The organism is Streptomyces sp. NBC_00569 (assembly GCF_036345255.1).
GTDB lineage: Bacteria > Actinomycetota > Actinomycetes > Streptomycetales > Streptomycetaceae > Streptomyces.
The window spans coordinates 5,627,835-5,646,891 of record NZ_CP107783.1; the positions used below are offsets into that span (position 1 = coordinate 5,627,835).

The 19,057-nt window shown below is 71.3% G+C and carries 16 protein-coding genes; 8 read left to right on the forward strand and 8 right to left on the reverse strand.

Annotation, left to right across the window (positions count from 1 at the left end):
• Positions 1–32: 32 nt before the first annotated feature.
• On the reverse strand, positions 33–1,430 hold the full coding sequence (locus OHO83_RS25440) for an MFS transporter (protein ID WP_266671726.1): 1,398 nt from the start codon (positions 1,428–1,430) through the stop codon (positions 33–35).
• Positions 1,431–1,765: 335 nt separating this feature from the next.
• Between OHO83_RS25440 and OHO83_RS25445 the strand changes: the two genes are divergently transcribed.
• The 3 genes from OHO83_RS25445 (at position 1,766) to OHO83_RS25455 (ending at position 7,027) form a co-directional block, all read left to right on the forward strand.
• On the forward strand, positions 1,766–2,689 hold the full coding sequence (locus OHO83_RS25445; RefSeq protein WP_266671724.1) for a DUF3027 domain-containing protein: 924 nt from the start codon (positions 1,766–1,768) through the stop codon (positions 2,687–2,689).
• 89 nt (positions 2,690–2,778) lie between these two features.
• Positions 2,779–5,925, forward strand: coding sequence for a sacsin N-terminal ATP-binding-like domain-containing protein (locus tag OHO83_RS25450; RefSeq protein ID WP_266676442.1), 3,147 nt, complete (start codon positions 2,779–2,781; stop codon positions 5,923–5,925).
• A 163-nt stretch (positions 5,926–6,088) separates the two neighbouring features.
• Positions 6,089–7,027, forward strand: a complete 939-nt coding sequence (locus OHO83_RS25455; RefSeq protein ID WP_266671722.1) for a hypothetical protein — start codon at positions 6,089–6,091, stop codon at positions 7,025–7,027.
• On the opposite strand, the gene OHO83_RS25460 is transcribed toward OHO83_RS25455, so the two are convergent.
• Positions 7,024–9,426 (reverse strand): cation-translocating P-type ATPase, encoded by a 2,403-nt coding sequence (locus tag OHO83_RS25460; protein ID WP_266671720.1) that lies wholly within the window; start codon positions 9,424–9,426, stop codon positions 7,024–7,026. The genes OHO83_RS25455 and OHO83_RS25460 overlap by 4 nt on opposite strands.
• Positions 9,427–9,569: 143 nt before the next feature.
• On the reverse strand, positions 9,570–9,836 hold the full coding sequence (locus tag OHO83_RS25465; protein WP_227295457.1) for a DUF2530 domain-containing protein: 267 nt from the start codon (positions 9,834–9,836) through the stop codon (positions 9,570–9,572).
• Positions 9,837–10,028: 192 nt separating this feature from the next.
• Here OHO83_RS25465 and OHO83_RS25470 point away from each other — a divergent pair, with 192 nt between their 5' ends.
• Positions 10,029–11,474, forward strand: a complete 1,446-nt coding sequence (locus tag OHO83_RS25470) for an NCS2 family permease (RefSeq protein ID WP_266671717.1) — start codon at positions 10,029–10,031, stop codon at positions 11,472–11,474.
• A 55-nt stretch (positions 11,475–11,529) separates the two neighbouring features.
• Here the strand turns inward: OHO83_RS25470 and OHO83_RS25475 are convergent, their stop codons facing one another.
• Positions 11,530–11,712, reverse strand: coding sequence for a ribbon-helix-helix protein, CopG family (locus OHO83_RS25475; RefSeq protein ID WP_266671715.1), 183 nt, complete (start codon positions 11,710–11,712; stop codon positions 11,530–11,532).
• A 154-nt stretch (positions 11,713–11,866) separates the two neighbouring features.
• Between OHO83_RS25475 and OHO83_RS25480 the strand changes: the two genes are divergently transcribed.
• Positions 11,867–12,304 carry a MarR family winged helix-turn-helix transcriptional regulator gene (locus OHO83_RS25480; RefSeq protein ID WP_266671713.1) on the forward strand — a complete coding sequence of 146 codons (438 nt, stop codon included), beginning with the start codon at positions 11,867–11,869 and terminating at the stop codon, positions 12,302–12,304.
• 69 nt (positions 12,305–12,373) lie between these two features.
• Entirely contained in the window at positions 12,374–13,717 is a 1,344-nt protein-coding gene (locus OHO83_RS25485; RefSeq protein WP_266671711.1) for an MFS transporter, read from the forward strand.
• 17 nt (positions 13,718–13,734) lie between these two features.
• On the opposite strand, the gene OHO83_RS25490 is transcribed toward OHO83_RS25485, so the two are convergent.
• Positions 13,735–14,232 carry a GNAT family N-acetyltransferase gene (locus OHO83_RS25490; RefSeq protein ID WP_266671709.1) on the reverse strand — a complete coding sequence of 166 codons (498 nt, stop codon included), beginning with the start codon at positions 14,230–14,232 and terminating at the stop codon, positions 13,735–13,737.
• 17 nt (positions 14,233–14,249) lie between these two features.
• Here OHO83_RS25490 and thpR point away from each other — a divergent pair, with 17 nt between their 5' ends.
• Positions 14,250–14,819 (forward strand): RNA 2',3'-cyclic phosphodiesterase, encoded by a 570-nt coding sequence (gene thpR, locus OHO83_RS25495; protein WP_266671707.1) that lies wholly within the window; start codon positions 14,250–14,252, stop codon positions 14,817–14,819.
• 161 nt (positions 14,820–14,980) lie between these two features.
• On the opposite strand, the gene OHO83_RS25500 is transcribed toward thpR, so the two are convergent.
• Together OHO83_RS25500 and OHO83_RS25505 are read right to left on the reverse strand one after the other, a co-directional pair.
• A complete protein-coding gene (locus OHO83_RS25500) occupies positions 14,981–15,976 on the reverse strand; it encodes an aldo/keto reductase (protein WP_266671705.1) in 996 nt (331 codons plus the stop codon).
• A 30-nt stretch (positions 15,977–16,006) separates the two neighbouring features.
• Positions 16,007–16,699, reverse strand: coding sequence for a GDSL-type esterase/lipase family protein (locus OHO83_RS25505; RefSeq protein WP_266671703.1), 693 nt, complete (start codon positions 16,697–16,699; stop codon positions 16,007–16,009).
• Between the two features lie 69 nt (positions 16,700–16,768).
• Between OHO83_RS25505 and OHO83_RS25510 the strand changes: the two genes are divergently transcribed.
• The gene (locus tag OHO83_RS25510; RefSeq protein WP_266671701.1) at positions 16,769–17,743 is read left to right on the forward strand and encodes a WD40 repeat domain-containing protein; all 975 of its coding nucleotides are present in this window, start codon (positions 16,769–16,771) and stop codon (positions 17,741–17,743) included.
• Positions 17,744–17,891: 148 nt separating this feature from the next.
• Here the strand turns inward: OHO83_RS25510 and serC are convergent, their stop codons facing one another.
• The gene (gene serC, locus OHO83_RS25515) at positions 17,892–19,010 is read right to left on the reverse strand and encodes a phosphoserine transaminase (protein ID WP_266671699.1); all 1,119 of its coding nucleotides are present in this window, start codon (positions 19,008–19,010) and stop codon (positions 17,892–17,894) included.
• Positions 19,011–19,057: the final 47 nt, after the last annotated feature.

The following is a 19,057-nucleotide window of genomic DNA, read 5'->3' on the forward strand; positions in this document are numbered from 1 at the left end:
CGTGGTGGATCTCCCGCTCTCCCGGCCGCCCCTCACGCCACGCGGCTGCGTGCCTGGCCGCCGTGGCGCGCGGCGGCCAGCAGCCCCCGTACGGTCGTCAGCCAGCCGGTTCCGACGATCGCCGCGGCGACGCCGAGGCCCAGTGCTCCGTTCAGGGGCAGTGCGATGCCGATGGCGCCGCCGAGGACCCACGCCATCTGGAGGAGGGTCTCGGAGCGGGCGAACGCGGAGTTACGGACCTCTTCGGGGACGTCGCGCTGGATCAGGGCGTCCAGGGACAGCTTGGAGAGGGCCTGCGCGAACCCGGCGACGGCCGCCAGGCACGCCGTGAGGGCGGCGCTGAAGAACAGCGTGGCCGTGATCGCCACGCCCAGGACCGCCGCCACCACCGTCACGATGATGATCTCCGGCGCCCGTGATTTGAGCCACGCCCCGACGGCCGTGCCCAGCGCGTTGCCCGCGCCCGCCGAGACGCCGACGATGCTGAGCGACACGGCGGCGCTCTGACCCGGCATGGGGTGCTCGCGCAGCAGGAACGCCAGGAAGAAGATCAGGAAGCCGGAGAGGCAGCGTTGCGAGGCGTTGACGAACAGCGCGTGCGTCACGGCCGGGCCGACCGTGCGCAGGCCGGGGCGCTTCTGCTTCGTCGTCTCCTTGTGAGGGCCGTGCAGATGCTGCTCGTCGGCCGCGAGGAGCGCTGTCCGCTCGCCCTTCGCGCTGTCCACCTTGTGCGGCAGCTGGAAGCACAGGACCATCCCCGAAATGAAGATCACGAACGCGCCGTAGAGGGGCCAGCGCGGCCCGAGCATCTGGAGCCCGGCGCCGACCGGCGCGGCCACACCCGTGGCGAGGAGCCCGCCGAGCGTCACCCGCGAATTGGCCTTGACCAGGGAGAAGCGGGGCGGCAACAGACGCGGCACGACGGCGCTGCGGACCACGCCGTACGCCTTGGACGCCACCAGGACGCCCAGCGCCGCCGGGTACAGCTGCACGCCGCCGCTGATCACCGCCCCGGACAGGACGATCGCGAGCAGGGCCCGCGCCAGCATCGAAGCGGCCATCGCGGCGCGCCGCCCGTGCGGCAGCCGGTCCAGGAGCGGCCCGACGACGGGCGCGAGGATCGTGAAGGGCGCCATCGTGATGCCGAGGTACAGGGCGACGCGCCCGCGCGCCTCGTCCGTAGGCACCGAGAAGAACACCGTGGACGCGAGCGCGATGGTGATCATGACATCGCCGGCGCCGTTCACCGCGTGCAGTTCGATCAGTTTTCCGAGACCCGACTCGCCCGCGCCGTGCGCGTGGGTCGCCTTGCGGATCCCGCGTGCCGTGCCGGTGAACGGCAGGTGCAGGGCGCGCCCGAGTCTGCGGACCGCCCTGCGTACCGGGCCCGATCCGCCTGCTGCGCGCGACGACGACCTTGCGGAAGTCACTCAGCCATAGTGCCCTCGGAAGGTGGTGACTAGTGCCGATATCGGCGGAGCGGGTCGCCGCCGTGGCCCCTCGGAACCGCCCCGCCGCGTGGTGCAGGACACAGCTACTTGTACGTCGGTGTGGGCGCACGGGCCGGGAGAAGGTAGCGTGCGTAACGCGCCTGCGGCAGCTGTGCTCGGCCGCGCGCCTCTCGGTCATCCCGCAGAATGGGTGACGTAGGTGCGCCCGGGGACGTTCGGGCGCGGACGTCGACGCGGCCCCCTGGTCCGCTCCGTCCGTACCCCCGCGCAAGGGTGGCGCACTCGTGAGACGGCGTAGGAGAGAAGCGATACCTGTGAGCGCAGCGACAACGCGAAGCCGCACCCCTGACCGTCTGTGCGCCGAGGCGGTAGGCCTCGCGCGGACCGCGGCCGAGGAGGCCGCCGCGCCAGGAGTCGTGGGCGAGCACGTCGACGTGGTCGTCGAGGGCGACCGTGTCGTCACGCATCTCTTCGAGTGCAAGGAGTTCGGCTACCGCGGCTGGCGGTGGGCCGTGACGGTCGCGCGGGCCTCCCGCGCCAAGGTCGTCACCCTCGACGAGACGGTTCTGCTGCCCGGTCCCGACGCGCTCCTCGCCCCCGAGTGGGTGCCGTGGAGCGAGCGGCTGCGGCCCGGCGACATGGGCCCCGGGGACCTGCTCCCGACCGACGCCGAGGATCTTCGGCTCGAGCCCGGCTATTCGGGTGAGGACGTCCCGCCGCCGAACTCCGTGGTGTCCGAGGAGATGGCCGAACTCGCCGAGGCGGAGGACGCCGAGCTGACGGTGGGACCGCCCGCGCAACTGCCCGTCGCGCCCGAGCGCGGCTCCATCGCCTCGGTCGCCGAGGAGCTCGGCATGCGGCGCGCCCGGGTTCTGTCCCGGTACGGCCTCCACGTCGCGGCCGACCGCTGGGACGAGGCGTACGGCGCGAAGACACAGATGGCCCAAGCGGCGCCCGCCACCTGCGTGTCCTGCGGGTTCCTCGCCCCGATCGGCGGCTCGCTCGGCCAGGCCTTCGGTGTCTGCGGCAACGAGTTCTCCCCGGCGGACGGCCGGGTCGTCTCCCTCTCGTACGGCTGCGGAGGCCACTCCGAGGCGGCCGTCATGCCGAAGCCCCCGCGCCCGGCCCCGCCGGTGATCGACGAGACGCGAGTGGACCCGTTCCCGCTCCGCCCGGCGGCGGACTCGGGCTCGGTCCCGAGCGCCCCGGACGGTACGGAGGACCTGGGGCACTCGTAGCCCTCGCCGTTCTCCTTCCGCCCGCGCGGTAGCGTCTGCGTCGCCAGGGTTGGCCTGGGTGAACGTCAGAGGGAGACCACACCGTGAGCGTGAGCAAGATCGTGCGCCCGGCAGCGGAGGGGATGGACCCGTTCGGGACGGCCCGTCTGCGGCGTGGGGTTCTCGATGCCTGGGCCGGCAGCGCGGCCCGCTTCCGTGAGGACGCCAACGCCGAGGAGGATCTCGCCCTCGGCGGCTACCGCGACCGTCTCGTCGTCGAGCTCGCCCAGAACGCCGCCGACGCGGCCGCCCGCGCGGGTGTCCCCGGCCGCTTCTCCCTGACCCTGCGCGACGGCGTGCTCGTCGCCGCCAACACCGGCGCGCCGCTGGACGCCGCCGGTGTCGAGTCGCTGTCCACGCTGCGGGCCTCCGCCAAGCGCGAGCAGGGCGACGGCGCGGTGGGCCGGTTCGGCGTCGGGTTCGCCGCCGTCCTCGCCGTGACCGACGAGCCCGCGGTCGTCGGCCGCACGGGAGGGGTGCGCTGGTCGCTCGCCGAGGCGCGCGGCCTCGCCGCCGACACGGCCCGGCACAGCCCCGGCCTCGGCGACGAACTGCGCCGCCGGGACGGCCACGTGCCGCTCCTCAGGCTCCCGTTCGCCGCGGAGGGCTCGGCCCCGGACCCGTACGAGACCGTCGTGATCCTGCCGCTGCGCGACGCCGCGGCACAGGCGCTCGCGGCGCGGCTCATCGACGCCATCGACGACACGCTCCTCCTCGCCCTGCCCGGTCTCGACGAGGTCGTCGTGGAGACCGAGTCGGGGACGCGCATCCTGCGCCGCAGGACCGACGGACCGTACGTGGCGGTGGACGACGAGCGCGAGGACGCCGCGTCCGGTGGGCGCGAGAGCGTCACGACCCGCTGGCGTGTCCTCGTCCGCAACGGCCCGCTCGAAGCCGCGCTCCTCGCCGACCGTCCCCTCGAAGAGCGCCTGCGCCCGCACTGGTCCGTGACCTGGGCCGTGCCGGTGGACACCGACGGCGCCCCCGAGCCGCCGCGCAGCGCGCCCGTGCTCCACGCGCCGACCCCCAGCGACGAACCGCTCGGCGTGCCCGCCCTGCTCATCGCCTCGTTCCCCCTCGACACGACCCGGCGGCACACCGCCTCCGGGCCGCTCACCGACTTCCTGGTGGAGCGCGCCGCCGACGCCTACGCCGAACTCCTCGCCGGATGGCGCCCGGTGAGCACCGCCGTCCTCGGCCTGGTGCCGGGCCCGCTCGGCCGGGGCGAACTGGACGGCAGCCTGCGCGGGGCGATCCTGGCCCGGCTGCCGCGCACCGCGTTCCTGCCGCCCGCGCTGCCGCGTGCGAAGGACGACGCCGACGGACTGCCCGAGACGCTGCGGCCGCGCGAGGCCGAGGTCGTCGAGGGTGCCGGCGCCGAGACCGTGCGGGTCCTCGCCGAGGTCCTGCCGAGCCTGCTGCCCGCCGGACTGGAACGCCGCGTCGAGCTGCGGACCCTGGAGGTCGCCCGGGTCCCGCTGACGGAGGCGGTCGACCGGCTCGCCGGTCTGGAGAAGGAGCCGGGCTGGTGGCGGCGCCTGTACGACAGCCTCGCGGGCGTCGACCCGGACCGGCTCACCGGGCTCCCGGTGCCGCTGGCCGGTGGGCGTACGACGATCGGGCCGCGGCAGGTGCTGCTGCCCATGCCGGACGTGACACCTGGAGAGACGCTCGCCCGGCTCGGCCTCAAGGTCGCCCACGTCGACGCCGCGCACCCGCTGCTCGAGAAGCTGGGCGCGCTGCCCGCGACGCCCCGCGCCGTCCTGACGACACCTCAGGTGCGGGCGGCCGTCGCCGGTTCGCTCGACGACGACGCCTGGTCCCTCGACGACGACGGCCCGGTCGGCGTGGACGAGCTGGCCGACCTGGTCCTCACCCTCGTACGGGACGCGAACCTGGAGCCCGGGGACGAGCCGTGGCTGGGCGCGCTCGCGCTGCCCGACGACGAGGGCGAGCTGGTGCCCGCCGGTGAACTCGTGCTGCCCGGCAGTCCGTTCGCGCAGGTCGTCCGCGAGGGCGAACTCGCCATGGTGGACGGCGACCTCGCCGAGCGGTGGGGCGAGCAGCCGCTCGCCGCGTGCGGCGTCCTCGCCGGGTTCGCCCTGGTCCGCGCCACCGACGTGGTCCTCGACCCGGACGAACTCGACCCGCGCGACAGCGACTTCGCGGAGCCGGACGACGCGGGCCTGCTCGACGCGGTCGACGTGTGGTGCGAGGACGTACTCGACCGCCTGCCCGACAGCCCCGTGCCGCCCGTCGCCACCGAACTCGTCGCCGTACGCGACCTGGACCTCGTCGACGACGACCACTGGCCCCAGGCCCTCGCCCTGCTGTCCCGCCCCCCGCTGCGCGACGCCCTCACCCAGCCCGTACGGGTCCTGCTGCCCGACGGCACGCATGAGATCGTCCGCCCGTACACCGCCTGGTGGCTGCGCGACCACCCCGTCCTCGACGGCCGCAGGCCTGCCGGTCTGCGCGCGGCGGGCGGAGACCCGCTGCTCGCCGGGCTCTACGACCCGGCGGACGCGACCGGGTTCGAGGACGAGCAGGTGCTGCGCGCCCTCGGCGTCCGCACCTCCGTCGCCGCGCTCCTCGACGAGCCCGGCGGCGCGGCCGAGCTCCTCGACCGGCTCGCCGACCCGGAGCGCGAAGTCGGCGCGGCCCAACTCCACGCCCTGTACGGGGCGCTGGCCGACCTCGACCCGGAGCAGGTGACCCTGCCCGACGAGCTGCGGGCCGTGGTGGACGGTGAGGTCAGGGTCGTGGACGCGGCCGACGCCGTCGTCGCGGACGCGCCCGATCTGCTGCCCCTGGCCGGGGGGTTGGCCCTGCTGCCGGTGAGCCCGGGTCGGGCCGCGGACCTCGCCGAGCTGTTCCAGGTGCGGCGGCTGAGCGCGACGGCGGAGGCGGAGGTCACCGAGGAGGGCGCCGAGCACCCGGTGCCGGATTCCGTACGGACCCTGCTCGGACCGGCGACCCCGCAGACGTACGTCGAGCACGAGGAGCTGTTCGTCGCCGGGGTGGAGGTCGACTGGCGGCGCCCGTCCGACGGCACGGTCCACGCCTCGACGCTCGAGGGCGTGGCGGCGGGCCTGGCGTGGGCGGCGGAGCAGTGGCCGCGCCGCTTCGAGGTCGCGGCCCTGCTCGAAGACCCGTCGCGGACGGCGGAGTTGGCGCGGGACCGCTGGTTCGACTAGGGCGAGGCCCGTGATCGTAAAGCGGTCACAAAGTCTTCACCTGCCGTACAACCAGTCACTCCTGCCGTGTGTCTGATCTTCCGAGTCAACAGACTCCTAGATCACTTGGGTCCCGCGTGAAGGCACACGCACCGCGGGACCCCTTCTCCAACTTGGGGAACACATGCGCATTCGTGCCACTGTGGCCGCCGCGACCGTCTCCGGCGCCCTGGCTCTCACCGCGTTCGCCGTGCCCGCCGCGCAGGCCGCTGACCAGCCCACCCCGTCGCAGGCCCGCGCCCTGGTACAGCAGCTGACGGCTCAGAAGTCGGGCCAGCAGGCGAAGTCGCTCCGCGCCGCCGACGACACCGGCACGCCGTACCAGCTCGACCTGTCCTTCTCCAAGGTGAGCGTGAACGGCGGCAAGCCGATCGTCTCCGGCACCACCAAGCAGGTCACCGTCCCCGTCACCTACACCGTGACCCACGGTGCCGATGTCGACATCTTCGCCGACGACTTCATGCTCGACGTGGACATCTACCGCGGCACGATCGACGCCCCGGACAACGTCCTCATAGGCGACGACTGGCCTGCTTGCTCGGTCGTCTCCTCGACCGTCGCCACCTGCAAGGGCACGCTCGACATCTATCCGCAGGAGGAGCTGACCAACGACGACGCCGGAGCCAAGTGGAAGGCCGAGGGCTATGCCATCGCCTTCAACGGCCAGGACCCGGACGCCGACGACTTCGACGCGAGCAAGGTCGGCGTGGCCGAGCAGTACGGCCTGACCGCTCCCGCCCTGCAGCGTTACTCCAAGCTCACCACCAACGCCTCCCCCGAGCCCGTCACCAAGGGCAAGACCATCACGGTGACCGGCTCGCTGACCCGCGCCAACTGGGACACCAGCAAGTACATGGGCTACACCAAGCAGCCCGTGAAGCTCCAGTTCAAGAAGAAGGGCGCCGCAAGCTACACCACCGTCAAGACGGTGACGTCGTCCTCGACCGGCAGCCTGAAGACCACCGTCACTGCCGCCTCCGACGGCTACTGGCGCTACTCGTTCGCCGGCACCTCCACCACCCCGTCCGTGACGTCGACCAGCGACTTCGTCGACGTGCGCTAGTCACAGGGAAAGCGGCGGTCGACCCATCTCCACAGGAACTCCAGGGCGACCGCCGCCACCGCCGCGATGCCGACCGCCGTCCACGGCATCGACGCGCCCACCAGCTTCAGCGCGAAGAACTCCTGGAGCCACGGCACCACGAGGACGAGCAGGAACGCCGCTGCCATCGCGGCCACCAGGCACACCCGCCACCACGTGTAGGGCCGCGCGATGATGGCGAGGACCCACATCGAGACGAGGAACAGCGTCAGCGTCGCCGAACTCGTCTCGGCGTCGAGCGCGCCGGAGCCCGTGTAGTAGTGCCGGGCGATCATGTACGTCACGAAGGTGGCGGTCCCGGCGACGACGCCGCCCGGGATCGCGTATCGCATCACCCGCCGGACGAAGTGCGGCCTGGCCCGCTCCTTGTTGGGCGCGAGCGCCAGGAAGAACGCGGGGATGCCGATCGTGAGCGTCGACAGCAGCGTCAGGTGCCGTGGCAGGAACGGGTACTCGATCTGGAAGCAGACCACGAGGACGGCGAGCAGCACCGAGTAGACCGTCTTGACCAGGAACAGGGACGCGACGCGCGTGATGTTCCCGATGACGCGGCGGCCCTCGGCGACGACCGACGGCAGCGTGGAGAAGCTGTTGTTGAGGAGCACGATCTGCGCGACGGCGCGGGTCGCCTCCGAGCCCGAGCCCATGGAGACGCCGATGTCGGCGTCCTTGAGGGCGAGCACGTCGTTCACGCCGTCGCCCGTCATGGCGACCGTGTGCCCGTGGGACTGGAGCGCGCCGACCATGTCGCGTTTCTGCTGCGGGGTGACGCGGCCGAACACGGTGTTCTCGTCGAGGGCCTTGGCCATCCCGGCCTGGTCGGCGGGGAGCGAGCGGGCGTCGACCGTGTCCTGCGCGCCCGCGAGGCCCAGCTTCCCGGCGACGGCGCCCACCGACACCGCGTTGTCCCCGGAGATGACCTTCGCGTGGACGCCCTGGTCGGAGAAGTACCGCAGCGTGTCCGCCGCGTCGGGCCGCAGCCGCTGCTCCATGGCGACCAGGGCGACGGCCTCGGCGCCCTTTTTGACCGCCGGGTCGTCGAGGTCGCCGCGGGCGCGGGCGAGCAGCAGGACACGCAGGCCCCGGTGGTTGAGCTCCTCGGTCTCGGCGAGCACCGGGTGCCCGGCCGGCAGGAGAACGTCGGGCGCGCCGAGCAGCCACGCGCTGGTGGTGCCGTCGCCCTCGCTGAACGCGGCGCCGCTGTACTTGCGGGCGGAGGAGAAGGGCAGCGACTCGGTGCAGCGCCACTCCTCACTGTCGGGGTAGGCGTCGATGATCGCCTGGAGCGAGGCGTTGGGCCGCGGGTCGGACTCGCCGAGCGCGCCGAGGACCTTGCGTACGTAGCCCTCGTCGGCGCCGCCGAGCGGGCGCAGCTCGGTGACGTCCATGCCGCCCTCGGTGAGGGTGCCCGTCTTGTCGAGGCAGACGGTGTCGACGCGGGCGAGGCCCTCGATGGCGGGAAGCTCCTGGACGAGGCACTGCTTTCGGCCGAGGCGGATCACGCCGATCGCGAAGGCGACGGAGGTGAGCAGGACGAGTCCCTCGGGGACCATCGGAATGATGCCGCCGACGGTCCGCGCGACGGAGTCCTTGAAGTCGTTCTCCTTGACCACGAGCTGGCTGATGACGAGGCCGATCGCGGTCGGGATCATCATCCAGGTGACGTACTTGAGGATCGTGGAGATGCCGGTGCGCAGCTCGGAATGGACGAGGGTGAAGCGGCTGGCCTCCTCGGCGAGCTGCGCGGCGTAGGCCTCGCGGCCGACCTTCGTGGCGGTGAACGCGCCGCCGCCGGCGACGACGAAGCTGCCGGACATGACCTGGTCGCCGTGGCGCTTGACGACGGGGTCGGCCTCGCCGGTGAGCAGGGACTCGTCGATCTCGAGCCCGTCGGCCTCGGCGCACACGCCGTCCACGACGATCTTGTCGCCCGGCCCGATCTCGATCAGGTCGCCGAGGACGATGGCGGAGGTGGAGATCTCGGTGGCGCGCCCGTCGCGCCGGACCGTCGGTTTCGCCTCGCCGATGACGGCGAGTGAGTCGAGGGTCTTCTTGGCGCGCAGCTCCTGGATGATGCCGATGCCGGTGTTCGCGAGGATGACGTAGCCGAAGAGGCTGTCCTGGAACGGCGCGACGAACAGCATGATCAGCCAGAGGATGCCGATGATCGCGTTGAACCGCGTGAAGACGTTCGCGCGGATGATCTCGGTGGTGGAGCGGGAGCTGCGGACCGGTATGTCGTTGACCTCGCCGCGCGCGACGCGCTCGGCCACCTCGCCGGTGGTGAGGCCCCTCGCCCGCTGGGGCATCGGCACCGGGTGGACCGGGTCCAGCTCGGCGCCCGCGTCGATGTGCGTCATGCCAACGACAGTACGGGCGGATTTGCGGCTTCACCCCTCGGGTGCGCCAAAGATCCGACCCGGGGAGGACGTGCAGGGGCGGGGGCCGGTCCCGTGGTGGTACGCGCGGCGTGCCGGCCGGTGCCCGGGTGCCGGGCCGGCCGCTATTCGGGTGCCGGGCCCGCTTCGGCGGCCGCGCGCTTGAGCGCCGCGTCGCGCCCCCGGACGTACCAGATGCCGATGAGTCCGAGTCCGGCGCCGGCCAGGCAGGTCCACACCCACCAGGTGTGGCCGTGGTCGTCGAACCAGCCGTAGAACGGCAGCTGCACCAGGAAGAGGACGAACCACAGGATCGTGCCGCCCGTGATGGTGGCGACCACGGGCCCTTCAAGGGGCTCGGGTGCCTCGTGCTTGGGGGTCCACTTCTCCATGGGCACAGCTTACGAGGAGCACGAAACGACGTCTTCAGTCGCCCCGGAACCCTTATGGGTCAAGGGTCTACGCGCGGAGATAGCGAATTCTTGCTCATATGTTCATACTGAAACGGCCTGAGTCTGGCCACTTCTGTTCGTAGAAAACGCCAAACAGCGCCCCCCACCAGCACAGCGATCCAGAGGTCATCCATGTCCAGCTCGGCCCCCGCCCCGGTCGATCTCATCGAGCCGCCGTCGGCCCCCAAGAACGGCCTCGACCGCTTCTTCAAGATCTCCGAGCGGGGCTCGTCGGTCGGCCGGGAGATCCGTGGCGGCTTCGCCACCTTCTTCGCGATGGCCTACATCATCGTGCTGAACCCGATCATTCTCGGCAGCGCGAAGGACATGTACGGGCATCAGCTCGACAACGGCCAGCTGGTCACCGCGACCGCGCTCACCGCCGCGTTCACGACCCTGCTCATGGGTGTCATCGGCAACGTCCCGATCGCGCTCGCCGCCGGCCTCGGCGTGAACACCGTCGTCGCCCTCCAGCTCGCGCCCCGCATGTCGTGGCCCGACGCGATGGGCATGGTGGTCCTCGCGGGCTTCGTCGTGATGCTCCTGGTGGCGACCGGCCTGCGTGAGCGCGTCATGAACGCCGTGCCGCTCGGCCTGCGCAAGGGCATCGCGATCGGTATCGGCCTGTTCATCATGCTGATCGGCCTGGTCGACTCGGGCTTCGTCTCCCGCATCCCGGACGCCGCGCACACCACGGTGCCGCTCCAGCTCGGCAGCGACGGTCACCTCAACGGCTGGCCCGTCCTCGTCTTCGTGCTCGGCGTGCTGCTCACCCTCGCGCTGATCGTGCGCAAGGTGCCGGGCGCCATCCTGATCTCCATCGTCGTCATGACGCTCGTCGCGGTGCTCATCGACGCGGTCGCCGACATCCCGAGCTGGGGTCTGACGACGCCCAAGTGGCCCGGCAACCCGGTGGAGATGCCGGACTTCGGGCTGGTGGGCCAGGTCAGCCTGTTCGGCGGCTTCGCCAAGGTCGGCATGCTGACCGGCATCCTCTTCGTCTTCACCGTGCTGCTGTCGTGCTTCTTCGACGCGATGGGCACGATCATGGGCATCAGCGACGAGGCCAAGCTGACCGACGAGAGCGGTCAGATGCCCGGGATGAACAAGGTCCTCTTCATCGACGGCATCGCCGTCGCCGCGGGCGGCGCCTCGTCCTCGTCGGCCACCACCTGCTTCGTGGAGTCCACCGCCGGCGTCGGCGAGGGTGCCCGCACCGGTTTCGCCAACGTGATCACCGGCGGTCTCTTCGCCGTCGCGCTGTTCCTCACGCCGATCGCCACGATGGTCCCGTCCCAGGCCGCCACGCCCGCGCTGCTCGCGGTCGGCTTCCTGATCCTGTCGGGGTCGATCGGGGCCATCGACTGGAGCGACTACACGATCGCCGTCCCGGCCTTCGTGACGATGCTGATGATGCCGTTCACGTACTCGATCACCAACGGCATCGGGATGGGCTTCATCACCTTCGCCGTGCTGCGGGTCGCGGCGGGCCGCGGCCGTTCGGTGCCGGTCGCGATGTACATCGTCGCGGGGGTCTTCGCCTTCTACTACCTGATGCCGGCGCTGGGTCTTACCTGAGCACCCTGAAGGGGCGCGGGTAACCGCGCGCCCGGCTCCTGACGGCCCGCAGATCTCACGCGGCCCCGTAGAAAGCCTCTGTCTTCTCGACGGACGTCGCGAAACGTTCGTCGAAGTCGTCTCGAATGAGCGTCCGGACCACATAGTCCTGGACGCTCATTCCTCTTTTGGCGGCGTGGGCCTTGAGCCGCTCGAGCAGCTCACCGTCCATCCGCAGGCTGAGCACTGTCGATCCCATGCGCAACAGGGTCGCGGGCCCCTGTCCGCCCGCGTGTCACTTTTCGTGGCGACGTCACTCATATGGGTGACGGAGGGGGTCGCGGAGGATTCGGTGGGCGAAGTCACGGGCACCCGAGTGGTCTTTAGAAAGAGTAATGAGTTAAGCTAAGGACATGCCGGACCTCTCCCGTGGCGACGACGCCGCCGCAGTGAACGCCTTGCGCTCAGCGGTGATGCGCCTGTCGCGCCGACTCAAGCACCAGCGGGTCGACGAGTCGCTGAGCCCCACAGAAATGTCGGTGCTCGGCACCCTCGCCCGCTGCGGCAGCGCGACTCCGGGCGAACTCGCCCGCAAGGAGCACGTGCAGCCGCCGTCGATGACCCGCATCGTCGCGCTGCTCGAGGCCAAGGGGCTCGTCCGGCTGGAGCCGCATCCCGAGGACAGGCGACAGAAGGTCGTCACCTCCACCGAGCAGGCCGAGGCCATGCTCGAAGAGAGCCGCCGCAAGCGCAACGCGTGGCTGGCCTCGCTCGTGGAGAACCTGGACGAGGACGAGTGGGCCAAGATCCGCGCCGCCGCCCCCGTCCTGGAGAAGCTCGCCCACCTGTAAGTCACTGAGCAATGCCCCTAGGGGCGTCGTCGACCTGCCGTTCACGGCCGCCAAGGAGGCGAACCCGCATTGAGTACGGGACCCGGAGCAGACTCCGCCCCCGCACCAACCGCCCTCGACAAGACCGACCGCCCCCGCAAGAGCTCGATGTTCAGCTCGCTGAAGATCCGTAACTACCGGCTCTTCGCGACCGGGGCCGTCGTTTCCAACACCGGCACCTGGATGGCCCGCATCACCCAGGACTGGCTGGTGCTCAGCATCACCGGCTCCTCGGCGGCCGTCGGTATCACCACCGCCATGCAGTTCCTGCCGATGCTCCTGTTCGGCCTCTACGGCGGTGTCATCGCCGACCGCTTCGCCAAGCGGAACCTCCTGTTCGTCACCCAGGGCGCCATGAGCCTGTCCGGGCTCTTCCTCGCCGCGCTCACCCTCACCGGGAACGTCCAGGTCTGGCACGTCTACCTCGCGGCCTTCTTCACCGGCCTCGTCACCGTCGTCGACAACCCGACCCGCCAGTCCTTCGTCTCCGAGATGGTCGGCCCCGACCAGGTCCGCAACGCGGTCAGCCTGAACTCGGCGAACTTCCAGTCGGCACGCCTGATCGGTCCCGCGGTCGCGAGTGGACTCACCGCTGCCGTCGGTCCGGGCTGGGCGTTCCTCGCCAACGGACTGTCCTTCCTCGCTCCGCTCACCAGCCTCTGCCTGATGCGCACCCGCGAGCTGCACCACACCCCGCGCGCCCCGCGCGGCAAGGGCCAGCTCCGCGAGGGCCTCGACTACGTCTCCAAGCACCCCGAGCTGATCTGGCCGATCGTCCTCGTCGGCTTCGTCGGCACCTTCGGCTTCAACTTCCCGATCTGGCTGAGCGCCTACGCCGACGACGTCTTCCACGGCGGGGTCGGCATGTACGGCGTGTTCAACACGCTCATGGCCCTCGGCTCGCTGGCCGGTGCGCTGCTCGCCGCGCGGCGCCGCTCCACCCGGCTGCGCGTCCTCGCGGGAGCCGCGGTCGGCTTCGGTGTCCTGGAGGTCGTGGCCGCGTTCGCGCCCGACGTCTGGGTCTTCGCGCCGCTGATCGTGCTGCTCGGCATCCTCGGCCTCACGGTCAACGTGACCGCGAACTCGTCCGTCCAGATGGCCACCGACCCCGAGATGCGGGGCCGCGTCATGTCCCTGTTCATGATGGTGTTCACGGGCGGTACGCCGCTCGGCGGGCCCCTGTTCGGCTGGATCGCCGACCAGTACGGGGTCCGGATCAGCTTCGCCCTCGGCGGCCTCGTGTGCGCCACGGCCGCGGTCGGCGTCGGACTGATGCTGGCCCGCGCCGCGAACCTGCGGCTCAAGCTCGATCTGCGCCGCGGACAACAGCACGTGCAGTTCGTGCCGCGCGAGCAACTGGCCACGGCGGCGTGAGCCGGGGGGCCTGACCGTCAGACGCGCCGGGCCAGGACCTGGCCCGGCCAGACGCCGTCGGGCCCGGTGAACGCCTCGGTGCGGACGAAGCCGTTCGCCTCGTAGAACGCGACGAGCTTGCCGTCGTCGCCCGCGTAGCAGTCGACGCGCAGGAGCGGGACACCCGCCCTGCGCGTCTCCTGTACGGCGTGGGCGAGCAGCGCGGCGCCCGCCCCGCTGCCGTGCCGGGCCGCGAGCAGATGGACGTAGCGCTCGGGCTCACCGGCCGGCTCCACGTACGAGCCGGGTCCGTCGGAGAGGGTGAGCGTGCCGACCGGGGTGCCGTCGACCTCGGCGATCCACGGCCGGCCCTTGGCCACGTACTCCTCGACCATCGCCACGGCCTGCGGACGCTGCGACCACGGCCGCTCGCCCCACTGCCCCGTGCGCCCCTGTGACACCAGCCACTCCATGGCGCCGTCGAACAGGCCGACTATCGCCGGGATATCCGCCGTGCTGCCCTTTCTGATCTCCATACGGGGACACTAACCCCGTGAGACTTTTCGCAGCAGTGCTTCCGCCGGACGAGGCCTTGGCCGAACTGGGACGCGCCGTCGAGCAGTTGACTGGTTCCGAGGGGGCCGGGCACCTGCGGTGGACCGGCCGCCCGGGCTGGCACTTCACGCTGGCCTTCTACGGCGATGTGCCCGACGAGACCGTGCCCGAGCTGTCGCGGCGCCTGGAACGGGCCGCGGCCCGCACCGCGCCCTTCCCGCTCGCCCTGCGCGGTGGCGGGCACTTCGGGGACCGGGCCCTGTGGGTGGGCGCGGCCGGTGACGTGGCGGCGCTGCGGCGGCTCGCCGAGCGGGCCGGGGCCGCGGCCCGCAAGGTCGGCCTCGACACGGAGGAGCACCGCCACTACCGGCCCCACCTCACGCTGGCCCGCGGCTCCGGCGCCGTCCACCTCACGCCGTACGCGGCCGCCCTCGACACCTTCACCGGCGAACAGTGGACGGTCGGCGAGCTGGCACTCGTCCGCAGCCGGCTCCCGACGTCCGGGGTGCGCGGCGAGCGGCCCCGCTACGAGAAGGTCGGCGGCTGGCCTCTTTCGGCCACGGGTTAATCTCGAAGCGTGGACCCGAAGAGCCGTAACCGGATCATGGCCGTTGTGCTGGTACTGATGTTCGCCGTCGTCGCCGTGGCGGCCGCGGTCGGAAAGTGACCGCGGCCGCGCCGCGCCGTACCCGCAGCCGCACCGCTACCGGGCCGCGCGGGGCTCAGGCCCTACCAGGCGAACGCCTCCGGTGAAGGGCCCGGGCCGGGGAAGATCTCGTCCAGGCCCGTGAGGACCTCCTCGCTCAGCTCCAGCTCGACCGCGCGCAGCGCCGAGTCGAGCTGTTCCGAGGTGCGCGGGCCGACGATGGGCCCGGTGACGCCGGGACGGGTCAGCAGCCAGGCCAGCGCCGCCTCGCCGGGTGCGAGGCCGTGCTTGTCGAGCAGGTCCTCGTAGGCCTGGAGCTGGGCGCGTGTCTCCGGGTTCGCGAGGGCGTCCGCGGCCCGGCCGCTCGCGCGGCGCCCGCCCTCGACCTCCTTCTTGATGACCCCGCCCAGCAGACCGCCGTGCAGCGGCGACCAGGGGATGACCCCGAGGCCGTACTCCTGCGCGGCCGGGATGACCTCCATCTCGGCGCGGCGCTCCGCGAGGTTGTAGAGGCACTGCTCGCTGACGAGACCGAGGGTGCCGCGCGCGGCCGCCTTCTCGTTGGCCTGGGCGATCTTGTAGCCGGGGAAGTTCGACGATCCGGCGTACAGGATCTTGCCCTGCTGGATCAGGACGTCGACGGCCTGCCAGATCTCCTCGAAGGGGGTCTCGCGGTCGACGTGGTGGAACTGGTAGATGTCGATGTAGTCCGTCCCCAGCCGCTTGAGACTGGCCTCGACGGCGCGGCGGATGTTGACCGCGGAGAGCTTGTCGTGGTTGGGCCAGGGCGAATCGGTGCCCGCGCCGCCCATGTTGCCGTAGACCTTCGTGGCCAGGACCGTCTTGTCCCGCCGGTCGCCGCCCTGGGCGAACCAGCTGCCGATGATCTCCTCGGTACGGCCCTTGTTCTCGCCCCAGCCGTAGACGTTGGCGGTGTCGAAGTAGTTGATCCCCGAGGCCAGCGCCGTGTCCATGATGGCGTGGCTGTCGGCCTCGTCGGTCTGCGGACCGAAGTTCATCGTGCCGAGAACGAGCCGGCTGACCTTGAGACCTGTGCGTCCGAGCTGCGTGTACTTCATGAGTCCCCAGCCAACGGCGTGGAGTGGACTCTAGGCAAGGCCCCCGGGCCGGGCGTTCACCGGACCCCACGCCTGCCGCATCGCCCGCGCGAACGTGTCCGCGAGCTTGCGCTCACCGCTCGCGTTCGGGTGCGTGCCGTCGTACGTGTCCACGTGGATGTCGTACGACTCCGGCACCGACGCGAGGAGCAGGGGAGAACGGCCCGAGTCGAGGTCGGCGACCGCCTTCGCGAGGAGCATGTTGAAGTGCGCGACCTCCGCGGCGAACGGCGCGTCCGTCTCGGCGCGCACGTTCGGGATGACCGGCAGCAGGACCATCCGCACCCGAGGGTTCGCGGCGCGGGCGCCGGCGACGAAGCGGCGCACGTTCTGCGCGGTCTGCTCCGCGTTCGTGTAGAAGCCGAGATCTATCAGGCCGAGCGAGATGAGCAGGACGTCGGTGCGGGCGAGCGCGACCGCCTCCTCGATGACGGGAGCCATGTGCAGCCAGCCCTCGCCCCAGCCCGCGAGGTGGGCGCGCGGGAACGCGGGGTTCGCGTCCGCGTAGTCGTGCGACACCGCGGCGTTCGCCGTCTTGTCGTAGAGCGCCTCGCGCGGCCCGGCGATCTCGAACGCGCCGTCGCCGTACGTGGCCCGCAGATGCTGCCACATCCGGTAACGCCAGGTGAGTTCGCCCGCGCTGCCTATCGTCATGGAGTCACCGACGAATGTGAACCTGAGCATCCGCTCATCATCGCGGATCACGGGCGGGCGGAGTGTGTGACGCTGAGCACGCCCTGGCAAGCTGGGGGCATGCGTTCGTTTCTGGGTGCGGCCGGAGCCGCCGTCGTTCTCGCGTTCGGTGCCACCGCCCCCGCAGTGGCGGACGACCCCGGCAGCGACGGGTTCACCATCAAGGACCCCCGCATCACCGAGTCCAGCGGCCTCGCCGCCTCCCGGATCCACCCGGGCATCTACTGGACCCACAACGACAGCAGCGACGGCGCGTACCTGTACGCGATCGACGGCAGGACCGGAAAGACCGTCGCCACCCTCACCCTGACCGGCGTCGGCGCCCCGCGCGACGTCGAGGCCATCTCCATCGGCCCCGACGACAACCTCTACGTCGGCGACATCGGCGACAACCTCGGCGGCAAGTGGTCCCACGTGTGGATCTACAAGCTGCCGGAGCCGAAGGAACTGCGCGACCAGACCGTGCGGGCGACGCAGTTCACCGTGCAGTACGCGGACGGGCCCCGCAACGCCGAGGCGCTGATGGTCCATCCGAAGACCGGGCGCGTCTACATCGCCGAGAAGAACGAGGACGGCGGCGGCCTCTACGAGGGCCCCCAGAACCTGTCCGCGTCAGGCACGAACGTCTTCCGTCGCGTCTCCGGCATCGACCTGTGGGTGACGGACGGCGCGTTCTCGCCCGACGGCAAGCACCTCGCCCTGCGCGGCTACTTCGGCGGCATCTCGTACGCCTGGAAGGACGGCAAGCCCGTGCGCGAGGGGCAGTTGAACGTGCCGATGCAACCCCAGGGCGAGTCCGTCACGTACACCGCCGACGGGAAGACGCTGCTCTACGGGAGCGAGGGCCGGGGCAGCTCGGTGGAGCCCGTGCAGGTCGGCGACGGGTCCGGCGCCGACTCGAAGTCGCCCTCGGGGAGCGGTGATTCGGGCGACGGACCCATCGAAACGGGGCTCAGCGCGAGCGCGGTCGGGCTCGTCGTCGTGGTCATCGCCGTCTTCGGGATCGGGCGGCTGCTGAGGCGGCCGAAGAAGTAGCGCGGCCGGGCTGCCACGCGAGCACGGGGCTCGTCGGTTCAGCCGTCACGCCTCCATGGAGGCACTCCGCGGGCTTTCTGTCACCCTCTACGACGATGGGGCGCCCGGCGGAAGTGCCGGGCGCCCCATCGTCGTAGAACCGGTGCGACTAGAGCTTTTCGATCACGTAGTCGATGCACTTCGTCAGTGCCTCGACGTCCGCCGGGTCGATCGCCGGGAACATCGCGACGCGCAGCTGGTTGCGGCCCAGCTTGCGGTACGGCTCCGTGTCGACGATGCCGTTGGCGCGCAGCACCTTGGCGACCGCGGCCGCGTCGATCTCGTCCGAGAAGTCGATCGTGCCGATGACCTGCGAACGCTTCGCCGCGTCCGTGACGAACGGCGTCGCGTGCTTCGAGTCCTCGGCCCAGCTGTACAGGCGTGTCGAGGAGTCCTTGGTGCGGGCCGTCGTCCAGGCCAGACCGCCCTGGCTGTTCATCCACTCCAGCTGCTCACCGAGCAGGAACAGCGTCGCGAGCGCCGGGGTGTTGTACGTCTGGTTCTTGCGGGAGTTGTCGATCGCCGTCGGCAGCGAGAAGAACTCCGGGATGTGGCGGCCCGACGCGTGGATGCGCTCGGCGCGCTCCAGGGCGGCCGGCGAGAACGCCGCCAGCCACAGGCCGCCGTCCGACGCGAACGACTTCTGCGGAGCGAAGTAGTAGACGTCCGTCTCGGCGATGTCGACGGGCAGACCGCCGGCGCCGGAGGTCGCGTCCACCAGGACGAGGGCGCCCTCGTCGGCACCCGCCACGCGCTTGATCGGGGCGGCGACACCGGTGGAGGTCTCGTTGTGCGTGAGGCCGTACACGTCGACGCCCGCCTCGGCCCGCGGCTCGGGGTGCGTGCCGGGCTCGGAGGCGATGACGGTCGGCTCGGCCAGCCACGGGGCCAGCTTCGAGGCCTTCGCGAACTTGGACGAGAACTCGCCGAAGTTCAGGTGCTGCGACTTGTTCTCGATCAGGCCGTGCGTCGCCACGTCCCAGAAGGCGGTGGAGCCGCCGTTGCCCAGGATCACCTCGTAGCCCTCGGGGAGCTGGAAGAGGTCCTTGACCCCTTCGCGCACCCGGCCGACCAGGTTCTTCACCGGGGCCTGGCGATGGGAGGTGCCGAGCAGGGACGTGCCGGTGGCGGCCAGGGCGTCCAGCGCCTCCGTGCGCACCTTGGAGGGGCCCGCGCCGAAACGTCCGTCGGCGGGCTTGATGTCAGCGGGAATCTGGATCTCAGCCACGGGGCGAGCCTAGCGGCTCGCGGGAGCCTGGAATCACCGTGTCCGCC